Origin of the sequence: Paraburkholderia sp. PREW-6R (genome assembly GCF_039621805.1) — a bacterium.
Taxonomy (GTDB): Bacteria; Pseudomonadota; Gammaproteobacteria; order Burkholderiales; family Burkholderiaceae; genus Paraburkholderia.
The window spans coordinates 1,197,374-1,217,681 of record NZ_CP155073.1 but is presented as its reverse complement, the minus strand read 5'-3'; the positions used below and the strand labels follow the sequence as shown (position 1 = coordinate 1,217,681).

Sequence of the window (20,308 nt, the reverse complement as noted above, 5' to 3'; positions counted from 1 at the left end):
AAAACCAAACCCCAAACCATCACCCAATATCCCGCCCAGCAGTCTCCACCATAAACGGCAACGGAATCAACGAAACCACCCCGCACGCAATCAGATACCAGGCGGGAGCCAGATTACTCCCAGAAACCTGAATCAACCACGTAGCAAAAAACTGCGCAAAACCACCAAAAATAGAAACGCCAAGACAATAAACAATCGACATGCCGGTCGCCCGAATCTCGCGAGGAAACAACTCCGGCAACATCACAATATTGGGCACCGCAGTAAACGCAACCAGCACAGCCAGGCCGGCGACGACGGACAACAGAGCCGGCACCGTCGGCGCAGCATTAATGATGCTGAACGCGGGATACACCGCCGCAATCAGCAACACGCGCGATACCCACAACACGCGCTTGCGTCCCACCCGGTCCGATAACGCGCCGGCAAACGGCGAGCAGATCACCGTCACCACAGCCGCAGTCCACGCAGCCCACAACGCGGACGACATCGGCAAATGCAAAATCCGGATCGCGTAGGTGGACAGGTAAAACAGCACAATATAATTCGCGGCCGTCCCGCCGATGGTCGTCACCACACCCGTCGCAATCACCCGAGAATGCTCACGAAACAACTTGCGCACCGGCTGCGCCACGGCAACGGCAACAGCAGTACCGGCAGCGGCATCCGTCGGCTGCGGCGCGTGTCCGTCCTCGACGCCAGGCAAAGTCTCATCCAGATGACGCCGGATATAGATCCCGATAGGCCCCATCGCCATGCCAATCACGAACGGCACCCGCCAGCCCCAGCTTTCCAATGCCGAATTGGACAGCGCCGCCGCCAGTGCAACGCCCAGCAGCGACCCGCACACGGTATTCAGCCCCTGACTCACGAACTGCCAGCTTCCGTAAAAGCCACGCGTTCTGTTGCTGCCGTACTCCAGCAACAGCGACGTCGACGCGCCGATCTCCCCGCCTAACGCAAAGCCCTGAATCAGCCGCGCCAGAATCACCAGCAGCGGCGCGGCCATGCCGATCGCCGCGTACGTCGGCGCAAACGCGATCATCGCCGAGCCGAGCGTCATCAGCCACAGCGTGACGCTCATCGCGGCCTTGCGGCCCGCACGGTCCGCGTATGCACCGAGCACGATGCCGCCCACCGGCCGCATGATGAAGCCCACGCCGAATGTGCCGACGGCCAGCATCAACTGTGCGAGCTGTCCCTCCACCGGGAAATACAGCTTGCCGATGATCGTCGCGAAGAAACTGTAGATCGTGAAATCGAAAAACTCGAGCCCGTTGCCCAGCGTGATCGCGGCAATCGCCTTCGCGTGGCGCCTGCGCTCGCGAGGCTGCGATCCGGACCACGATGCGGCCGGCGATGCGGACGCGCCCTGCCCGTTCAGAGCATCAGTGGCAATGGGTTGCGGTGTCGCGGGATAGTCCATCTGCGTCTCCAGGATGTGCGGCGGCCGATGCGCGGCGCCGTGCGCTGTTGCGCTGGCGGCACGTGCGGTACTGCCCGTTCGCCGCCTTGAATCGAGGCCGCTACACGTCAGACCAGGAAGGTCTGCGCAAGCCGAACCCAGTAAGCCGCGCCGGTAGCGAGGCATTCGTCGTTGAAGTCATAGCCCGGGTTGTGCACCATGCAGCCACCCTCGCCGTCACCGTTGCCGATAATCAGGTAACTGCCAGGACACCGCTCGAGCAGGAACGCGAAGTCTTCGCTGCCCGTCAACGGTTGCATGTCGGGAATCAGGCCGTCGTCACCGAGCCAGTCGAGCGCCACCTGGCGAGCGAGGCCCGTCATTTCCGCGTCGTTGACGAGCACCGGATAACGCCGCTGGTAATCCACGTCGGCCCGCGCGCCGTAGACGGCTGCCTGTCCGCACGCGAGCGCCGTGATGCGCTCCTGCAGATAGTCGCGCACCTGCGGTTTCAACGCACGTACCGAGAGACGCATTTCCGCCGTTTCAGGTATCACGTTCGGTGCTTCGCCCGCGTGAATCGCGCCGACAGTGATGATTGCCATGTCGAGCGGCGCAATGTTGCGTGAGACGATGGTTTGCAACGCGAGGACGATTTGCGCGCATACCACGACCGGATCGACAGCCTTATGCGGGACCGCGCCATGACCGCCGCGCCCGGTCACCCTGATGATGACCGTATCCGACGACGCCATGAACGGACCCGGCAGGAATCCGAGTTTGCCCGTAGGAAAGCCCGGCATGTTGTGCATGGAAAAGACGGCGTCGCACGGGAACCGGTCGAAGAGACCGTCTTCCAGCATTTTCTTTGCGCCGGCCTGCCCCTCCTCGGCCGGCTGGAAAATCAGATTCAGCGTACCGTCGAAGCACTTCTGCTGCGCCAGATGTTTGGCCGCTGCCAGCAGCATCGCCGTGTGACCGTCGTGACCGCATGCGTGCATCTTGCCAGGCACCGTGCTCGCATAAGGCAGCCCGGTGGTCTCGTGAATCGGCAGTGCGTCCATGTCGGCACGCAGACCCAGCTTGCGCGTGCCGCTGCCTGCTTTAATTTGACCCACCACGCCGGTGTGCCCCAGTCCGCGATGCACGGTATAACCCCAAGCCTCCAGTCGTTCAGCGACGAGGTCGCTCGTGACGAACTCTTCGTAGGCAAGTTCGGGCTGCGCGTGAATCTGGTGGCGCAGCGCGATCATTTCGTCTTCGAGTTCGGCGATGCCCGCCGGAATGGTCATGGTGTTCACGTGTGTCTCCGTCAATGAAAGCGTGGACCAAGCATAACGACGCCGATTTTCGAGGGGCAGGCGTAGAATCGTTGCGGCAGCAACCACGGGTTGCCACCTGATCCGGGCTTTCCCTTATGAAACTGCATCAACTCAGTACCTTGGCCGCCATTGCGGATACCGGAAGTATCCGGGCCGCAGCCCGTTCGCTAGGGTTGTCGCCGGCTGCCGTCACCAAGGCGATGCGCGAGCTCGAAGCCGACCTGCGCGCGCCGCTCGTGGTGCGCAGCGCGAGCGGTGTCGCATTCACTGAATTCGGGCGTTCGCTCGTGGTGCACGCGCGCGTCGTACTCGGCCAGTTGCAGCGTGCGGAAGCGGAGATCGACGCGTTACGTGGCGCCGCAGCCGGCAAACTGTCGATCGGCGTGACGCCCTGGGTCGCGTTGACGTTCCTGCCGCCCACCGTGCAGCGCTTCCGCCAGCGCATGCCGGAAGTCCAGCTGGAGTTTTTCGAAGGACTGCTGGCCGTCGTGCAACCACGCCTGCGCGACGGCAGTCTGGATTTTTCGATCGGGCGACCGCCACCCGCATCGCCGCAATCGGAGTTTCACAACATACCGCTCTTTTCCACCCACTCGGCCGTGGTCGCGCGGCGCGATCATCCGAAGGCGGGATGCCGCACGCTGCTCGAACTCGAAGACGCGGAATGGGTGCTGAACTGGGACCCAGCGAGCCGCGAGTCGATTTCGGACAACGTGTTTCGCAAGCGCGGGATGAAAGTGCCGCATACGATTCACCTTGCGCATTCGCTGGCCGTCGTGCTCGGCCTGATTACACACACGGACATGCTGAGCATTTTCCCGTGGCCGCTCGTCGAGGTGACGCTCGCGCGAGAAAATCTGTGGGCGTTGCCGCTGCGCGAGACGGTGGACGAGACGATTGTCAGCATCACTTCACGCCGTGGCGCGCCGACGAGCCCAGCAGCAGCGTGTTTTCTCGACTGCCTGCGTGACGTGATCGACGAAGGGGCGCGCTCGCAGGAGCCGGAGCAACGCCGCCTGTTTCATTCGATCGAATTACTGCTTTAGCACGACGCGGCGGGCGCGGAGTGGGCCCACCTAACCCACCACGCCCTTGATCTCCAGAAAGTCTTCCAAACCGAACTCGCCGTACTCTCGGCCATTGCCCGATTGCCTGAAGCCGCCGAACGGCGCTTCCGGGTTGTAGTCCGCGTAATTCAGATAGATCGTGCCGGTGCGCAGACGTCTGGCAACGGCGCGTGCATGCTCGATCGAGCCTGATTGCACATAGCCCGCCAGACCATAAAGGCTGTCGTTCGCCATTGCAATGGCTTCGTCTTCGGAGTCGTACGGCAAGATCGACAACACAGGTCCGAAGATTTCCTCACGCGCAATCGTCATGTCCGGCGTGACATTGCCAAAAACAGTGGGCTTCACGAAGTAGCCTGCACCGAGACCTTCAGGACGCCCCGCGCCGCCCGCGACCAGCGTTGCTCCCTCTTCGATTCCCACATCAATCAGATGCTGAATCCTGTCGAACTGCTGCTCGCTGATCACCGGGCCGAGGTCGACGCCCTTCGCGCTCGCGGGGCCGACCACCAGTGCATCGGCCGCTTCTTTTGCGTAGCCGAGCGCTTCGCCCATTCGCGCGCGAGGCACGAACATGCGCGTGGGTGCGTCGCACGACTGACCGCTGTTGTCGAAACAGGCTCGCGCACCGCGCACGACGGCCTGCCGCAAATCGGCGTCTTCGAGGATCAGGTTGGCCGACTTGCCGCCCAGCTCCTGGTGCACGCGCTTCACCGTGTCCGCCGCAGCCTTCGCGACCTGCACCCCCGCGCGCGTCGACCCCGTGAACGACATCATGTCGATGTCCGGGTGACAGGACATCGCTTCGCCCACGGTGCGGCCGTCGCCGTTCACGAGGTTGAACACACCTGCCGGCACGCCCGCTTCGTCGAGTATTTCCGCGAACAGGATGCCGGAGAGCGGCGCCAGCTCCGAAGGCTTGAGCACCATCGTGCAGCCCGCCGCAAGCGCCGGCGCGACCTTCGTCGTGATCTGCAGCGCCGGCCAGTTCCACGGCGTGATCAGACCGCAGACCCCTACCGCTTCCTTGCGGATCAGGATGCCGCTTTTCATGTATTCGAACTCGAACGTATCGAGCGTGCGGATCATCGTTTCCAGATGCGCGACGCCGGTCCAGGCTTGCGCGTCGTTCGCAAATTGCAGCGGTGCCCCCATTTCGCGGCTGATCGTATGCGCCATGTCGTCATAGCGCTTGCGGTACACGTCGAGAATGGATTGCAGCAGGTCGATGCGCTGCGCGACGGTTGTTTCGCTATACGAATCAAATGCGCGCCTCGCGGCGGCAACCGCACGATCGACGTCGGCCGCGCTTCCGAGCGAAATGCGCGCGAATGCACTGGCCGTGGACGGATCGATCACGTCGAGCGTCACGGCATCGTGCTCCAGCGGCTCGACCCATTGGCCGTCGATATAAAACTGTGTGGCGTGTTGCATGAGCTTGTCCCTCATAGGAATGGTCAGATCAGACTCGGGCGCGATCGACCGTTACATCGACGCTGCTCAATCTGAATGTCTTCAAATCGAAATTCATCGCAGAGCACCTTTGGCTCAGACTCCCGCTTCAGATCAAACGGTCGCGTCAGTTCACGGTGACGACTTCGATCCCATCAACCAGGAGATACACATGAGCACCCCCACTTTCACTCGCATCGACGCCAAAGGTCCCGGCGCATCCGGTCTGAATCCTGCGCTGCACGATCCCGCCGACGTCGTGCTCGACGGTGCGAAGGCGCCGCACGCGTTGAATGCTTTCTCCGACGCGGACAACATGCTCTCCGCGGGCGTCTGGCAGTGCGACGCCGGCACGCTGAAACTGGCCGACCTGCCGATCCACGAAGTCTGCGTGCTGATCGAAGGCGAAGTAATCATCACGAGCGACGACGGCCGCAGCGAACGCTATACCGCCGGCGACGCCTTTATCCTGCACAAGGGTTTCTCGGGCACGTGGCACATGCCGGTCGCCACGAAGAAGTACAGCATCGTCTATTGCGGATAACCGGCGAAGCCGCTTCTTGACAAGGAACCGCGCCGATCGGGGTGCGGTTTCTTTCCCGGCGTTGCAAATACACGAGTACGTGTGCCCGACAGGCCATGCACTCGTACCCGCGCACTACATCGGGAAACCCAGCGCCTTGATCGAATTGATCCACAGACGCCGCCAGCCGCCGCGATCGTCTGCGCCGTCGAATGCATTAAAGGTGATCTTTGCGGCGATCCAGCGCAGCGGCTCCGGCGGAATGTACGACGGCCCCTTGCGCGAAATGTCGAGCGACGTGATCACCGTATCGCGGTTCCACAGCATGTCGAGACCCATCTTTGCGCCAAAGCGGCTGCCCGCCACGCCGAAACCCGTATAACCGGCCACGAACACACTCTTGCCGCCGTGATAGCGGCGCGCGAAGACTGCGCCGCGCGAACAGTAGTCGATCGGACCGCCCCATGCATGCGTGAAGCGCACGTCGTCCAGCTGCGGAAACGTGCGGTAGAACGCTTCGGCGAGCTTGTAGTAGGTACTTTCGTCGCGATCCGCCGCCGGATCCGGATCGCCGCCGAAGTGGTAGCTCACGCGGCCGCCGAAGATGATGCGGTTGTCTTTCGTGAGACGGAAGTAATTGAGTTGTGTGCGCGTGTCGTAAATGCCCTGACGGTTCTTCCAGCCGATCCGCGCCATCTGCTCGTCACTCAACGGAGCAGTGGCAATGATGTGATCGCGCACCTGCATCACGCGCCGCTTGATGTCGGTCACGCCTACATCCGCGGTACCGGTGCCAAGGAGCACGCGCGGCGTTTCAATCCGGCCGGACTGCGTGTGAACGATCATCGTTGCGCCGCGATCTTCGAGACGCGTGATCGGCGAATGCTCGTGCAAACGCACGCCGAGCTTCAATGCCGCGGCTTTCAGCCCCCACGCGAGTTTGGCCGGATGAATCGTCCCGCTGCGATTGCGCGACCACATGGCTCCCGCAAATAGCGGCGAGTCGAGTTGTTCGCGCGCGGCCTCGCTGTCCAGCAACACCACGTCGTGCCCATGCGCCACGTGCAATTCATAGTCGCCCTTCAGATGACCGAGGTGGCCCGGATCGACCGCCACCGTCATCTCGCCGTTCCACTCGACGTCCGCTTCGATCCCGTAACGCGTGAGCGAATCCTTGAAGCCGTCGAGATTCTCCTGGCCGAGTTTTTCCAGCACGTCCAGGTCCTGCGGAAAAACGCGCGTAGCGTTCGGCAGCCCGTGCATCACCGATGTCGAGATGATGCCGCCAGGACGCCCCGACGCACCGTACGCGACCTTGCCCGCTTCGACCAGTACGACGTCGAGCGAAGGGTCTGCCTCTTTTGCCTGGATTGCAGCCCATAAGCCGGTAAAGCCGCCGCCCACGACGACCAGGCCGGCCGTGGTCGGCCCGATCAGTTCCCGTTCGACAGCCGGCGCGCGCGGATTGTCCAACCAGAACGGAAACAGCTTTACTCCTTCAAACGCGCGCTTGACCGAATCGTTCATCCTGTTTGCCTACCTGATTTGATTGCCATACATGTACTGCACTTTCCAGATTCTCCCGCTCGACACGGCGCATTTCAACCGGCGTCCTGCGTGTCGAGTTCCGCCTCGCGCTCACCTCGCGCGACACGCTGCGTCGCGACATCTTTTTGCCGGCTGGCCGGCACGACCGGATGCATGACCACATTGTGCTGAGAGCCGCCGCGCACCCAGCGTCGGCCGAGCGGACCATATACGCCGTCCGGCTCGGGAAAGCATTGCAGCAGACCGATATACAGCGCCGCAGCGAGCACCAGCGAAACCGGCATGCTGATGTCGAGCCCACCGGCGAATTGCCCAAGCGGTCCGACGAACTGGTCCGGGAGATTGACGAATGCCAGGCCGATTGCCGCGCTCGGGATCCACGCACCCATTGCGCGCCAGTTCCAGCCGTGTGTGAACCAGTAGTGACCGCCGCGCCCGCCGCGATTGAAGACCTGCAGATCGTCGGACAGATAAAACCCGCGCCGCGTGACGAAGCCGATGATCATGATCACCATCCACGGGCAACTGCAAACATTGATCAGCACCGAAAACGTGGACACGCTTTCGACCAGATTGAATGCAAAGCGCCCGAGAAAGATGAAGCCGATCGCGAGGCTGCCGATCAGCAGCGTGGCGCGCACGCGGTTCAGGAACCTGGGGAACATGCTCGACATGTCGAGGCCCGTGCCGTATAGCGCGGTCGTACCCGTGGACATGCCGCCAATGATTGCGATCAGGCACACCGGCAGGAAGAACCAGTTCGGCGAGATGGCAAGCAGGCCGCCCACGTAGTTATTCGACGTGATGAAGTCCGGCGCTTTGCTGGCGATGATCGTCGCCGTGGCGAGTCCGAAGAAGAACGGCACGAACGTGGCCAGTTGCGCAAGCATCACCGAGACAATGGTGCGCTGCTTCGGCGTATCTTCCGGGATATAGCGGGCCCAGTCACCGAGCGTGCATGCGAACGACACCGGGTTGCTCATCGCGACCAGCACCGCGGCCACGAAAGCCGGCCAGAAGCCTGCCGATCCAAGCGCCACCTTGCCGGCATAAGCGCTATTGAATGAACCCGTGAATGCGAAGAGACCCACCACGAACAGCAGACTCGCCGCCCACACCGCGATCTTGTTGACCCACAGCATGAAGCGAAAGCCGTACACGCACACGGTTAGCACCAGCACCGCAAAAAGACCATACGCGCCACTGAGTGTCATCCAGTTGACCGGCAGGCCGAGCAGATGATTGGCCCCGCCCACCAATGCGTCACCCGAACTCCATACCGCGAGCGAAAAAAATGCGATTGCGGTCAGCACCGCCAGAAACGAGCCGACGATCCGGCCGTGAATACCGAAGTGCGCGCCCGACGACACGGGGTCGCTCGTGCCGTTACGCGGGCCGAACAGGCTCATTGGCGCGAGAATGCACGAACCGATTACCACGCCGAGCACGATCGACCACACACCGGCTTTGAACGACAAACCGAGCAGCACGGGAAAACTGCCCAGCACCGACGTCGAAAATGTATTGCAGCCGCCGAACAGCAAGCGGAACAGGTCGATCGGCCGCGCATAGCGTGAGCGATCCGGAATGCGTTCGAAACCGAAGGTTTCGACTGTCGTGATGCTGTTGCTGCTCATTGTCTCCGACTCCTGTAACGGCCAGGTGAATCACGATGGCTCGCCATGGGGATATGGCGTCCACTCTTTCTCAGATGTCTGGACGCCACTGTAAAGACAATCGCGGCGGGCAAAAATATCGGCTGCCCAACCTTTACTTCGATATGCGGCGATGTAACCTTCCCGGCCCGCCCAGCATGGGTCCTCGGGGCACCAGAAAGCCACGCCGGAGACTTCCCGCCGATGCCGGCAAGCGCAAACGTCGAAGCGAATAGTGAGAACGTTGCCGTTCAGCGCGTCGCGTTACGCCCGCCCTACAGGTCGCCCGATACTCGCGCCTGGCGGCGACGCTTCACGGCCGCGAGCGTTGGTAGCGGCACCGGTACTTCGCCGGAGCTTCCATGCTCGAGCAGAAAATCGCGAAAGAGACTGGCGACATGTGGCAGGCGCTTGTCGGAGACATGCATCACATACCAGTCACGTTCAATGGGATTCGCGGGCAACGGCAGCAGCGCGAGCAAACCCGCCTGAAACTCGAGCGAGCACGCATGCAGCGACAGGAACGCGATACCGAGCCCGGCTTCGACCAGTTGCTTGATGGCCTCGTTGCTCGATAACTCGGAGCCGATGTGCAACTTGTGGCCCGCGAGGCGAAACAGATTTTCCACCGTCGAACGTGTACCCGAACCGCGTTCGCGCACGAACAGATTGGCGTTCTGCAGATCGTCGAGTGACAGGCGCTTTTTCTTCATCAGCGGATGCGCAGGCGACGCAACGAACGCCATTGGATGCCTGGCGAAGGCTGTCGCCACGGTGCGCAACTCACGCGGCGCGCTACCCATGATCGCGAGATCGATTTCATGCGTCGCCAGCATACGGATGATGTCCGCGCGATTGCCGACCTTGAACTGCACTTTCACTTGCGGACGCTGTTCCGTAAAGCGCACGAGGAACGGCGGAATCAGATATTCAGCGGTGGTAATCGCGCCGATTCGCAGCGTGCCGCCCTGCTCGCCTTGCAACGCCGCAAGGTCGTCCGCCGCGCCGTTCCAGAGGTCGAGAATTTCGAGCGCATAACGCGCAAGGATTTCGCCGGCCGCCGTGAGCTGAACGCCGCGGCCCACGCGCTGGAGCAACGGCGCACCTGCCGCATCTTCCAGCAGCCGAATCTGCAGTGAAACGGCAGGCTGCGTGAGCTTCAGTTCTTCCGCTGCGCGCGACACGCTGCCGAGCTTCGCGATAGTGTGCAACGCTTTCAGTTGCCGGAATGTAGCCGCTTTCAAAATAAGTAAAAACCTATATGTTTCGTATAAACATTGAATTGTGCTGCTGTTTCCACCGATTCTATACTGGCCTGCCAGACGAGCCGCAGCAATATCGGTGATAGCGCGACTCCGTGGTTCGTCGCACATCCACAGGAGGGTAGCGCCATGAACGCAGTCGATCAGCAGCGCACAGCCACCGCGCACCATGCGCGCACGGGTCGCCGCAACGAGCAGATTGAACCGCATCGCATTGTGATCGTCGGCGGCGGCGTGGGAGGTCTTGGGCTCGCTACGCGTCTTTCCCGGACGCCCGGTCGATCGGGGCTTGTACAGGTCGTACTGGTCGATCGCTGGCCTACCCATTTCTGGAAGCCCCTGCTGCATGAAGCCGCGTCCGGCCACCTCGATCCCGCTACGCATCAGTTGCACTATGCGGTGCAGGCGCAGCGTCATGGCTTCGAATTCGAACAGGGCGAACTCTCTTCGCTCGATCGCTCGAACCGGTACATCACGCTCGACGCGCTTCACGACGCCAACGGCCGCGAAATCCTGCCTTCCCGCCAGATTCCGTTCGATACACTGGTGCTCGCAATGGGAAGCGTCACTCAATATTTCGGAGTGCCAGGCGCGGCCGAGCATGCACTGCCGCTCGAATCGGTGGCGCACGCAGAAGCGTTCCGCCGCAAGCTGCTCGATGCGTGTCTGCGCGCAAGCCACGCCCGGCGTGTGCAGACCGCGCAAGCGGATACCCCGGTATCGATCAACATCGTCGGCGCCGGTGCGACCGGTGTCGAACTCGCGGCGGCGTTGCGCGACACCGTGCGCCTGCTTAACCGCTATAGCCCGTTTTCGCTCGATCCAGTGCGCGACTTTCGTGTTCGATTGATAGAAAGCAGCGACCGTGTATTACCCGCGCTGTCGGACACGATCTCCGCACGCGCGCAGCGTATGCTCGCCGGTCTCGGTGTCGAAGTGTTGAGCAACACACGCATCACCGAAGTGCGCGCGGACGCGGTGATCACGGAACGGGGCGCGCCGCTCGCCTGCGACATCACGATCTGGACCGCCGGTATCGCGGGGCCGCCTGTGTTTCGCACGCTCGACGGCATGGCCGTGAACCGCAACGCCCAGGTGCGGGTCGCTCGCACGCTGCAATGTACGAACGACGCGAATATCTTCGGCCTCGGCGACTGCGCGGCCTGCCCTGCCGGCGTAAACGGCACGTTTCTCGCGCCCCGCGCGCAGGTTGCGCATCAGCAGGCGCAGTTTCTGGCGCGCGCGCTGAAGTGCAGGGTCGCGGGTCAGCCGCTGCCGGAATTCGTCTATCGCGACGCGGGCACGCTGGTCGGTTTCGGCCGCGAGGGCACGATCGGCGACCTTGGCAGCCGCCTGTTGACGCGGCCCGTGTTCGTCGACGGCTGGGTGGCGACTGCGGTCTACAAGCTCGTCTATCGTCGGCACGTGATGACGCTTACCGGCTTTGCACGCATGGCGCTCGACACCGCGAGCCACTGGCTGCGCAGACGTGTGCATCCGGTGATTCGCCTGCACTGATCCATGCATTGACACGTGCACGCGCGGCGCTTTTACGTGCGGCCGCTCGCGCAGGGTCAATCCAGAAATTGCACGGCGCGCTGACGCAACATCGCGCCGAACTCGTCGAGCCAACCGATCGACAAGCGCCAGCTCTGCCAGTACAGATCCACGTCGATGTGCTTGCCCGGCGCCAGCTCCACGAGTTCGCCGGACTCGACATGCGATGCAATCATGCGCTCGGGGCACATGCCCCAACCCAGACCGGTCACGCATGCGCGGATAAAGCCGGCCACGTGCGGAATCCAGTGCAGCGGCGGCTCCACCTCCGCACGCGTGATGCGCCGTATGAAGCGCTTTTGCAACTGGTCCTTCGGATTGAAATCCACACAGGGCGCGCGCCGCAAACTGTCGCGCGTCACGCCATCGGCGAAATAGCGCGCGCGCAAATCCGGCGAGCACACCGCCATATAACGCATCCGGCCCAGCCGCGTGGAGCGGCAGCCCTGCACCGGTTCGGCCTGCGTGGTGACCGCACCCTGCACACTGCCGTCGCGAATGCGCTCGGCAGTGTGGTCCTGATCGTCGATCACCAGATCGAGCAACATTTCCCGTTCGACGCAAAATGGCGCGACCGCGTCGATGAACCAGGTGCCGACGCTATCGTCATTGACCGCTACGCGCAATGCCGGCCACGCCGCCGCCAGCGCGCCCGGCAGCGCCGGCATCTTTCCGGTCAGTTCCGCTTCGAGTAACTGCACCCTTTCCGTGTGCCGGCACAGGAGCGCGCCGGACGGGGTGGCGACACACGGCTGGCCGCGTTTCACCAGCACGCTGCCCACCCGCTCCTCCAGCAGCTTGACCCGCTGTGAGACCGCGGAGGGCGTCACGTTCAATTCGCTCGCCGCGCGGTCGAACGAACCGAGACGCACCACTGCGGCGAGCGCATCCAGCAACGCATAGTCGAGCATTAGCGTTCCTTAATCTGCTTTAGAGAAATGAGCTTTGCTTATGAGGCGCCAGACGGCAGACTAGCCAGAATTGCTTCCCCCGTCTAGTGGACCGTTTATGAACTGGTTGTCTTTCTCCCACGGCGCCGCCTTGTGCGCCTCGCTGATCGTGACGATTGGAGCGCAGAATGCATTCGTGCTCCGTCAGGGCATCATGCGCTCGCATGTCGGCAAGATCGTGGCGCTGTGCGCGCTGTCGGACTTCATTCTGATCGGCGCGGGTGTTGGCGGCGCGTCGGTGCTGGTGGAGCGCTATCCTGCGTTCGTTCACGCGCTGCTGTATGTCGGCCTCGCCTATCTCGCGTGGTTTGGCATCAGCGCGCTGCGCCGTGCGGTGCGGCCCACCCATGCGGTGATGGACGCCGGCGCGGACCACGGCGCGCAAGGCCCAACAGCCGCGCCGGTGCAACGCGCAGTGCCGATCGTGCTGATGACACTCGCCTTTACATGGCTCAATCCGCACGTCTATCTCGACACGTTTCTGCTGATCGGCACGGCCGGTGCCCGAGAACCAGCCGGGGCGCGAGTCGCCTTCGCGCTCGGCGCGATGGCGGTGAGCGGCATCTGGTTCGTGGGTCTGGGTTACGGCGCGCGCGCCTTGGCGCCGCTTTTCCGCCGGGCGCTGGCGTGGCGCGTGCTGGATGGCGCGATTGGCAGCATGGTGCTGCTGCTGGCCGTCACGCAGTTGCGTTGAGGCCCGAGGCGAGACCCTTCACACACGCGATCAACCGTATTAGTTCTCCGCCGCCTGCAGATCCAGCAGGTCTTGTACGAGTTGCGGCGACACATAGTGCGGACCGTCGAACAGATAGGTCCGGTAACCGCGATACGCGAACAGCTGGGGCGCAAGTTCGGCCGCGGTAGCCGGCCGGAACGCGCCGCCCTCGGCCGGGCGGAACGCTTCGGCGATGATCCGCACCCGCTCGTTGCCAAGCCGTGCTGCCAGCGCGTCCGCATAGCCGCGCGCCGCCGACGGACCGCGCGCGTAAACTCCGCAGCCGTCCTGCAGAAAGACGCCGACGTGATGCGGCAACCAGCCATCGAGCCACGCCGCGAGCGCCGTGCCGCCGATGTTGGTGTTGTCGTACACGCTGATCCATAACGGCCGCGGCAGCGCGTCGAGCAACGGCCCGAGCGCCGCCGCGCGTTGCCAGGTCGGATCGATCTCCACCGGAAAATAGTATCCGTCGACATGCAACGCGGGCCGCACGGCCGCGAGCTTTCTCGACTGTTCGATCAGTTGCGCCGCCTGCGCACGCGCCGACGTTTCGTCGAACCGCCCCGCGAGGCCGACGATCACATTACGTGCCCACGGCTCAGCGGCAATGCGCGTCCAGTCCGGCGAACGCGCGGCGCTTCGCAAACCGGCGGCCGCCTGCGCTTCGCCGACCGGCAGAAACGACGTGTCGTCCACGGCCGTCCACTGAATCAGCAGGTCTGTCACGCCCAGGCGGTTCCACTCGCCATGCGGGTCGACATGATCCTCGTCGAGTTGCCAGACGACGCCCTGTGCGAGCGCACCGCCATCGCCCGGGCCCGGCGCCGAGCAGCCGTACAGCAACGCCGCGCCCATGCCCGCAGCGAGCAAGGCGCGGCGGCGCGGCGAGTCGGGCTCCGGCCTGTTCGGGCCAGCGCCGCGCGCACTATGCACGCGGTTGGCGCTGTGTGTTGAGATGGGCGTCACGATAATCCTGGGCAAGTTGCGCGCGATCGATCTTGAAGTTCACCGATACCGGCAACGCGCGGCAGGCAAGCAATTCTGACGGGATCATATACGACGGCAGCCGCTCTGCCAGCCTGGCCTTCCAGTCGTGCAGCGCGTCGGGCAAGCGGCCGTCGTCGTCGCCGGTCGCGACGAATGCAACGATCCGCGCGACCGAGCCGTCGGGTCGCCGCAGCGGCACCACCGCCGCGCTGGCGGCGCCCGGCAACGCGCGCAACGCCGCGTCGATCTCCATCAGCTCGATCCGGTAACCTCCCATCTTGATCTGGTCGTCCATGCGGCCATTGCAAAAGAGCAGGCCGTCGCCCTCCACCGCGCCGAGGTCGCCCGTGCGAAACGCGCGCTGGCCATGATGCATGAACATGCGCGACGCGTTCAGGTCGTCGCGGTTCAGATAGCCGCGCATCACGTGCGGACCCGCAATACATAACTCGCCATCATCCACGAACACTTCGGCGTCGCGTCTGGCGTAGCCGACGGGCAGACGCGCGTGCTCCGCGAGCACCTTGTCGTCCACGACGATCCATGTCGTGGCGACCGTCGCCTCGGTCGGTCCGTAAGTATTGATGATGCGCGCCGACGGAAAGCGCTGACGCAACTGCCGAACGAGCGCGGCGGGCAGCACTTCGCCACAGAACAGAAACGTCGCCAGCGACGGCAGCCCTTCCCGGGAGAGTTGCGAATTGAGCAACTGCTGCTGCGCGAAAGACGGCGTGGACACCCATGTGTCGACGCGGTGACGCGCGAGCGCGGCGAGAAATGTGCCGCTTTGCGCGGTCAGCGAACGCGAGGCCAGTACGATCGTGCCGCCGAGCGCAAGCGTGCCGAATACTTCGTACATCGACAGATCGAAACTGAACGGCGCCTGATTCAGGAACACCGGCGAATCGCCGAGCGCGAAATCTTCCACCATCCAGCAGGCGAGCGCAGCCACGCTTTCGCGGCCGATCTGCACGCCTTTCGGCTCGCCGGTCGTCCCCGACGTGAACAGCACGTAAGCGAGATTTTTCTCCCGCAGCGGTTGCGGCGCACAGGCCCGCGCCGCTTCGCAGGACACTTCGTGTCCGGCGAGATCGACAAAACGCTCGCGCTGCGCGTCGTAGTAGATCTGCGCGCCGAGTGTGGCGGCGATGCGCCGCAACCGCTCATCCGGATAGATCGTATCGACGGGCACGAATGGCGCGCCGAGCAGCAACGCACCGGTCATTGCGACAAAAAAAGCCGCCTCCTTGTGACCTCGCACGATCACCGGCACATCGGCGGCGATTCCGCACGTGCGTGCGTGGCCGGCCCAGTCATGTGCCTGCGCAGCGAGTTCGCGCCAGTGCAATGCGCGGTCGGCGCCGATCACCGCGAGCGTGTCGGCTTCCCCGTCGGCACGATCGCCGGTTTCAACGAAGCGGCTTGCGCTCAGATCGAATCGCATCAGGGGTCTAGCGATTCGCGTCGATGAACGCGCACAGCGCATCGACGCAAGCAAGGTGTTCGGCAATTTCAGTCGGCGGAATGCGCACGCCGAATTGCATCTCGACGCCCATCACGATCTCCACCGCGAGCACGGAGTCGACCAGCCCGGTTTCGAGCAGCAGTTCGTCATCCTGCACGGGCCGCAGCACGACAGATTCGACGAGCGAGGCCACCTCGGCGCGCAACGTATCGTTTTGAGTCATATTTTTATCCTGATGAAAACGTCGTTCCGGTCTTCAGAACTGGAAGTAAAGGAAACGCACTTCGCCGTGCAACTGCGCGACGCAGAACACCAGCATGCCAACCATCGCGATGCTCCAGCGCAGCGACGGCCGCCACGTTAGCGAGGCGGGCACACCTTCGGCCGCGCGCTCCAGCGCGGGCGAAAAGCGTCCCATCAACTGATGCGAGTTCGGCGCGCACCAGACGATCAGCAACATCCCGGCGATCAGCAGCGCGAGCGTCGAACGGCCTGCAACCAGATGCAGCCATGCGCCGAAGTCCATACCGGCGGCGTCCCAGGCCGGCCAGCCCGGTGACTCGAAGCCGTGAAAGCCTGCCATGCCTTGCAGCAGCGCAAGTGCATCGCCGACTCCGTGCGCGCGGAAAAAGGCGAACGCGACAAGTGCGGCAACGAAGGTCAGTAGCACGTTGACCATGTGGCGAACGCGGGCGCCAAGCGCCTTTGCTGCCGGCTGACGCTTCGCGGAAGCGGTCGCGGCAGGGTTCGCGGATACTGTCGGAGAAGAAGCCAGCGGAAAAGCACGCCACGCGCGATACGCGTGATTCACGGTCAGATAGGCAGCGTGCAGCAGCCCATAGATCAGATACTGCAGACCCGCGCCGTGCCACACGCCGGCGAGCGCCATCGTGTAGAAGGTCGGTAACGCGACGGTGGACAGAAAGCCGCTCGTCGAACGTTGCGCGAGGCGGCCAATCGGCAAGCCGCGCAATGCCCGGCGGCGATTGATGCGCATCGCCATCGGGTAGTACAGATAGGCGGTCAGATAACGCGTAAGCGTCATGTGCCAGCGCTGCCAGAAATCGATGATGCTGGCCGCCTTGAACGGCGAATTGAAATTGAGCGGAAAGCGCACGCCGAACATCTTCGCGAGCCCGACGGCCATGTCCGAATAGCCGGAGAAGTCGAAATAGAGCTGCAGCGCGTAGGCTATGCACGTGCCCCACGCGGCGAATCCCTGCAATTCATGCGGCGCGGCGAACCCCGCGTCGGCGAACGGCGCGATCGTGTCGGCAAATAGCACCTTCTTCGCGAGTCCGATCGTGAAGACGAACGCGCCAACCGACAGATTCTCGGCTTTCAGCCGGTACGTGGACGGCTGCGCGAATTGCGTCATCATTTCCTTGTGATGCAGGATCGGCCCTGCGATCAGATGTGGAAAGAACGTGACGAATTGCACATACCCGAGCGGGTCGCGTTGCTTCACGATCCCTGCATTGCAATCGAGCAGATAGCCGATTTGCGTGAACGTGAAGAACGATACGCCGAGCGGCAAAATGACCTCGTGCATTCCGTGCTCGATCCAGCCATGAGGCGCAATCCCGCTGGCGTGCACGAGCGTCGTGAGCAGCGTTGCCAGATATTTGTAGCGCACCAGCAGCGCGAGGTCGGCCGTGATGGCGAAAGCAAGCAGCCTGCGACGTCGCGCGGACTGAGCGGGTGCGGCGACGATCGCGCAACTCATTGCGTAGTTGAATACGATCGAACCCAGCAGCAGGCCGACGAATGCCGGCGTCCACCAACCGTAAAACACGATCGACGCGCCGCACAGCCACGCGGCCGCCGCGCGCGGCAGGCGCTGACCAAGCAGATAGTAGCCAACCAGCGCGAGCGGCAGGAACAGCGTGAGGAAGATGAACGAGTTGAATAGCATGGGCGTCAGTCCTTGCTCGCGACGGGTGCGAAAGCAGCGGTCGTGGCAATGGCGGCGGCATGGGTAGCGGCGGTATCGGCCGGCATTGACAGCGCGTCTTCCGACATCTCCCAGATCACCACGCGCACACTTTTCGGCCATGTCGCGCGCTCGCGCCACACGGCCTGCAGCGCACGGTCGAACTGCCCGTCGTCCACGCTCACGTTCCACACTTCGCGGCCGAGCTGCTCGCCGAGCCGTTCGGCAAATGCACTGCGCCGCGAGAACGAACTGCCCGCGAGCAACACGTCGGCCGAAGGCGCGTCGTCGAGCAGGCCGCCGCTTCGTTGCGCGTGCAACGTCTGCACGGCCACCATGTCGGGTGCGGGACGCCATGCGTCGGACACCTTGTCGAGATTCGCGAGCGTGAGCAGATCGCCGACACGCGGTGCGGGCGGCGTCGCCGTGTGTGCAAAGAGCGTGTCGCCGCGCTTGCCCAGCATGGGCAGCGCGGCCGCGCCCACTACCCGCGCAGCCGCTTGCGCGCCGCGCGCGTTCCAATGCACGTCCGTGCGGAAGTATGCGGGCCGCGCGGCCTGCAACGCGGGCAACAGATTCACATGCGCAACGCCGCTGGCATCTAGCGCGCGATTCCAGACGGTCAGACGCTGCGTCATGCGCGCGTCCTGCCGAAGCCCGCATAGCGCTTCGCTTTCCACGCGCGCCTTGTCGGGCACCGTCACCACCAGCAACTGGATACCCATGCCACGCAACGCGTCGGCGTAGCGATGCAGCGTGGCGATGCGTGCGTCGGTCAGCCCATCGCCGCCGTCCGTGCGTTCGACGGGATCATGACCCGGTTGCACCGGCGCGCTCAGACCATCCGCGTAGAACAGCCAGCCGGGGCAGCCCTCGCGCACCTGCCGCCCGAGGTCGCCGAACAGGCGATAGCGGGCCGCCGCCTGCCAGCGGTGCAGCGTGGCGGCGTACGGCACGTCGATCGCGCGGTCGATGCTGCGGCCCAGACTGCCGTCGCGCCAGCCGCGCGCGTCGACAGGCGCGGCGGACGACACGCCATCGCGCGCCTGCATAAAAAGCGACGTCAGCGCGGCCACGCAGCCCGCGCCGAGCAGCAACGCGACGAGCCATGCGACGCGCCGGTGTGCGCGCGCGGCGGCCTGCGTCGTCGGCGCGGTCGGGCCCTGCGCAGCGGCCTCCGTGCGTGCCGCGCGTCGTCCGACTGACTCGCTCATCAGGCCGTCGCCTTTGTCACGCGCGCGAGGAAAGCGTCCTCGGACATCACGGACGTGGCGTCCCATTGCCCGGCCGCGGACGGCAGGTTCATCATCTGCCCTTCGTTGAACTGCCAGACGATCGCCTGCGGTGGATTGGCCTTATATGCGGGCGACTCCAGATAGTTGAGCAACGTCTTCCACGGGCCGGTGTCGCCGAACGTCCACGTGAGCCCGACCGGGCGGTCGATCGCATTGGAGAGCTTCTGCGGAAAGCCGAGGTAGGGCTGCACCATGCTGTTGCCGACCACCTGCACGACTGGCGCACCGCCGTCGACGAGACCCGGCGACGCGCCCGCCGAGCGCACGATGAAATGATCCTTGCCGACCGCCTGCTTTTTATCCGGCGGCAGCAGCGCCGCGAGGTCGCCATAGCGCACTTCTTCGTTCCACTTGCCGAGTCGCGTGCCCGAACCCGCACTGCCCTTCAGCGGCCCCATGCCGGCCAGCCGTTTGGCGACGCGCGACGCAACCGCCTCGGCGGAATGGCCGCTCCAGTGGTAGTCGGCGCGAATGTATTTTTCCTGCGATGCGTCGACGCCGGCAATCGCCGCGACCGAATCGACAAGCGCCAGATTTAACGACGCGGCCTGCGCGCGCATGGCGGCAAAGCGCTTCGTGACGCCGTCGGACAACGCGACGCCGGCCGGCAGATTTTCCGCGCACGCCCGCCCTTTTAGCGGCGCGACCACGATCACGCTGCGAATGCCGCGCGCGGCGAGCTTGTCCGTGGTTTGATGGATCAGGTCGATCGCTTTCAGGCAATCGGCGGTGGCGTCGTCGGTGAGACTTTCCCAGCCGGGATAGAGCCACAGATTGCGGCCCTCGATCACGCTCGACGAAGCCGCTGCCAGCGCGCGGCGCGGCATCATTGAGACTGCACCGGCGAACGGCGCGGCGGCCAGCGTGAGCAACAGGCGGCGGCGGCCGCTGTCGACGGCTCGAGCATGAACAGACGGCGGTTGAAACGAACTGCTGGAATCAGTCATTTTTTGGGACCCCGTGGCTGATGTGAAGCAACGACGCGCCGCACCTCGCGAGCACGACCCGCGCGGCGATCGGATGTCCTGACGTGTTGCAAAGATGACGCATCTGCTTTTTCGCTACGTGTGTTCTTACGGATTCGTTTGGACCTGCATTTGTTCGTACTACGTGCGTTCGTACCGATTCATTCGTACTACGTTGGTTCGCACCGCATCGTGTCGGGCTTG

At 63.7% G+C, this 20,308-nt stretch carries 17 protein-coding genes; 4 read left to right on the top strand and 13 right to left on the bottom strand.

The features are described 5' to 3' along the window. Window positions 1-19: 19 nt before the first annotated feature. Window positions 20-1,426 (bottom strand): MFS transporter, encoded by a 1,407-nt coding sequence (locus AAGS40_RS05295; RefSeq protein ID WP_345813665.1) that lies wholly within the window; start codon window positions 1,424-1,426, stop codon window positions 20-22. 107 nt (window positions 1,427-1,533) lie between these two features. Next, entirely contained in the window at window positions 1,534-2,706 is a 1,173-nt protein-coding gene (locus AAGS40_RS05290) for a M20 aminoacylase family protein (RefSeq protein ID WP_345813664.1), read from the bottom strand. Between the two features lie 116 nt (window positions 2,707-2,822). On the opposite strand from AAGS40_RS05290, the gene AAGS40_RS05285 reads away from it, so the two are divergent. Then, entirely contained in the window at window positions 2,823-3,773 is a 951-nt protein-coding gene (locus AAGS40_RS05285; RefSeq protein WP_345813663.1) for a LysR substrate-binding domain-containing protein, read from the top strand. A 30-nt stretch (window positions 3,774-3,803) separates the two neighbouring features. On the opposite strand, the gene AAGS40_RS05280 is transcribed toward AAGS40_RS05285, so the two are convergent. Continuing rightward, the gene (locus tag AAGS40_RS05280) at window positions 3,804-5,228 is read right to left on the bottom strand and encodes an aldehyde dehydrogenase family protein (protein ID WP_345813662.1); all 1,425 of its coding nucleotides are present in this window, start codon (window positions 5,226-5,228) and stop codon (window positions 3,804-3,806) included. Window positions 5,229-5,418: 190 nt separating this feature from the next. Between AAGS40_RS05280 and AAGS40_RS05275 the strand changes: the two genes are divergently transcribed. Continuing rightward, window positions 5,419-5,790: a cupin domain-containing protein gene (locus AAGS40_RS05275; protein ID WP_345813661.1), complete on the top strand. Its 372-nt coding sequence runs from the start codon at window positions 5,419-5,421 to the stop codon at window positions 5,788-5,790. 114 nt (window positions 5,791-5,904) lie between these two features. On the opposite strand, the gene AAGS40_RS05270 is transcribed toward AAGS40_RS05275, so the two are convergent. From AAGS40_RS05270 to AAGS40_RS05260, 3 genes are all read right to left on the bottom strand, one after another. Further along, the gene (locus AAGS40_RS05270; protein WP_345813660.1) at window positions 5,905-7,296 is read right to left on the bottom strand and encodes an FAD-dependent oxidoreductase; all 1,392 of its coding nucleotides are present in this window, start codon (window positions 7,294-7,296) and stop codon (window positions 5,905-5,907) included. Window positions 7,297-7,370: 74 nt separating this feature from the next. Next, a complete protein-coding gene (locus AAGS40_RS05265) occupies window positions 7,371-8,954 on the bottom strand; it encodes a cytosine permease (protein ID WP_345813659.1) in 1,584 nt (527 codons plus the stop codon). Between the two features lie 293 nt (window positions 8,955-9,247). Next, window positions 9,248-10,219, bottom strand: coding sequence for a LysR family transcriptional regulator (locus AAGS40_RS05260; protein ID WP_345814273.1), 972 nt, complete (start codon window positions 10,217-10,219; stop codon window positions 9,248-9,250). Between the two features lie 144 nt (window positions 10,220-10,363). Here AAGS40_RS05260 and AAGS40_RS05255 point away from each other — a divergent pair, with 144 nt between their 5' ends. Continuing rightward, the gene (locus tag AAGS40_RS05255; protein WP_345813658.1) at window positions 10,364-11,752 is read left to right on the top strand and encodes an NAD(P)/FAD-dependent oxidoreductase; all 1,389 of its coding nucleotides are present in this window, start codon (window positions 10,364-10,366) and stop codon (window positions 11,750-11,752) included. A 56-nt stretch (window positions 11,753-11,808) separates the two neighbouring features. On the opposite strand, the gene AAGS40_RS05250 is transcribed toward AAGS40_RS05255, so the two are convergent. Continuing rightward, window positions 11,809-12,702, bottom strand: a complete 894-nt coding sequence (locus AAGS40_RS05250) for a LysR family transcriptional regulator ArgP (RefSeq protein WP_345813657.1) — start codon at window positions 12,700-12,702, stop codon at window positions 11,809-11,811. Between the two features lie 97 nt (window positions 12,703-12,799). Here AAGS40_RS05250 and AAGS40_RS05245 point away from each other — a divergent pair, with 97 nt between their 5' ends. Beyond that, window positions 12,800-13,435, top strand: coding sequence for a LysE/ArgO family amino acid transporter (locus AAGS40_RS05245; RefSeq protein ID WP_345813656.1), 636 nt, complete (start codon window positions 12,800-12,802; stop codon window positions 13,433-13,435). A 39-nt stretch (window positions 13,436-13,474) separates the two neighbouring features. Here AAGS40_RS05245 and AAGS40_RS05240 read toward each other — a convergent pair whose 3' ends face one another. The 6 genes from AAGS40_RS05240 to AAGS40_RS05215 form a co-directional block, all read right to left on the bottom strand. After that, window positions 13,475-14,314 (bottom strand): hypothetical protein, encoded by an 840-nt coding sequence (locus tag AAGS40_RS05240; RefSeq protein WP_345814272.1) that lies wholly within the window; start codon window positions 14,312-14,314, stop codon window positions 13,475-13,477. A 70-nt stretch (window positions 14,315-14,384) separates the two neighbouring features. Next, window positions 14,385-15,890, bottom strand: a complete 1,506-nt coding sequence (locus AAGS40_RS05235) for a D-alanine--poly(phosphoribitol) ligase (protein ID WP_345813655.1) — start codon at window positions 15,888-15,890, stop codon at window positions 14,385-14,387. A 7-nt stretch (window positions 15,891-15,897) separates the two neighbouring features. After that, complete coding sequence (locus AAGS40_RS05230; RefSeq protein ID WP_345813654.1) at window positions 15,898-16,134, bottom strand: acyl carrier protein; 237 nt, start codon at window positions 16,132-16,134, stop codon at window positions 15,898-15,900. A gap of 33 nt (window positions 16,135-16,167) precedes the next feature. After that, window positions 16,168-17,826, bottom strand: a complete 1,659-nt coding sequence (locus tag AAGS40_RS05225; protein ID WP_345813653.1) for an MBOAT family O-acyltransferase — start codon at window positions 17,824-17,826, stop codon at window positions 16,168-16,170. Window positions 17,827-17,831: 5 nt separating this feature from the next. After that, the gene (locus tag AAGS40_RS05220) at window positions 17,832-19,058 is read right to left on the bottom strand and encodes a cell division protein FtsQ (RefSeq protein ID WP_345813652.1); all 1,227 of its coding nucleotides are present in this window, start codon (window positions 19,056-19,058) and stop codon (window positions 17,832-17,834) included. Further along, complete coding sequence (locus AAGS40_RS05215; RefSeq protein ID WP_345813651.1) at window positions 19,058-20,086, bottom strand: twin-arginine translocation pathway signal; 1,029 nt, start codon at window positions 20,084-20,086, stop codon at window positions 19,058-19,060. Before AAGS40_RS05215 ends, AAGS40_RS05220 begins: the two co-directional genes overlap by 1 nt. Between the last annotated feature and the right edge of the window lie 222 nt (window positions 20,087-20,308).

What these genes read in the sequence shown, in the direction of transcription:
- AAGS40_RS05255 (WP_345813658.1), top strand. Translation starts at nt 10,364, where the DNA reads ATGAACGCAGTCGATCAGCAGCGCACAGCCACCGCGCACCATGCGCGC.
- AAGS40_RS05240 (WP_345814272.1), bottom strand. Translation starts at nt 14,314, where the DNA reads ATGGGCGCGGCGTTGCTGTACGGCTGCTCGGCGCCGGGCCCGGGCGAT.
- AAGS40_RS05215 (WP_345813651.1), bottom strand. Translation starts at nt 20,086, where the DNA reads ATGACTGATTCCAGCAGTTCGTTTCAACCGCCGTCTGTTCATGCTCGA.
- AAGS40_RS05230 (WP_345813654.1), bottom strand. Translation starts at nt 16,134, where the DNA reads ATGACTCAAAACGATACGTTGCGCGCCGAGGTGGCCTCGCTCGTCGAA.
- AAGS40_RS05250 (WP_345813657.1), bottom strand. Translation starts at nt 12,702, where the DNA reads ATGCTCGACTATGCGTTGCTGGATGCGCTCGCCGCAGTGGTGCGTCTC.
- AAGS40_RS05225 (WP_345813653.1), bottom strand. Translation starts at nt 17,826, where the DNA reads ATGCTATTCAACTCGTTCATCTTCCTCACGCTGTTCCTGCCGCTCGCG.
- AAGS40_RS05245 (WP_345813656.1), top strand. Translation starts at nt 12,800, where the DNA reads ATGAACTGGTTGTCTTTCTCCCACGGCGCCGCCTTGTGCGCCTCGCTG.
- AAGS40_RS05275 (WP_345813661.1), top strand. Translation starts at nt 5,419, where the DNA reads ATGAGCACCCCCACTTTCACTCGCATCGACGCCAAAGGTCCCGGCGCA.
- AAGS40_RS05235 (WP_345813655.1), bottom strand. Translation starts at nt 15,890, where the DNA reads ATGCGATTCGATCTGAGCGCAAGCCGCTTCGTTGAAACCGGCGATCGT.
- AAGS40_RS05285 (WP_345813663.1), top strand. Translation starts at nt 2,823, where the DNA reads ATGAAACTGCATCAACTCAGTACCTTGGCCGCCATTGCGGATACCGGA.
- AAGS40_RS05220 (WP_345813652.1), bottom strand. Translation starts at nt 19,058, where the DNA reads ATGAGCGAGTCAGTCGGACGACGCGCGGCACGCACGGAGGCCGCTGCG.
- AAGS40_RS05265 (WP_345813659.1), bottom strand. Translation starts at nt 8,954, where the DNA reads ATGAGCAGCAACAGCATCACGACAGTCGAAACCTTCGGTTTCGAACGC.
- AAGS40_RS05295 (WP_345813665.1), bottom strand. Translation starts at nt 1,426, where the DNA reads ATGGACTATCCCGCGACACCGCAACCCATTGCCACTGATGCTCTGAAC.
- AAGS40_RS05280 (WP_345813662.1), bottom strand. Translation starts at nt 5,228, where the DNA reads ATGCAACACGCCACACAGTTTTATATCGACGGCCAATGGGTCGAGCCG.
- AAGS40_RS05270 (WP_345813660.1), bottom strand. Translation starts at nt 7,296, where the DNA reads ATGAACGATTCGGTCAAGCGCGCGTTTGAAGGAGTAAAGCTGTTTCCG.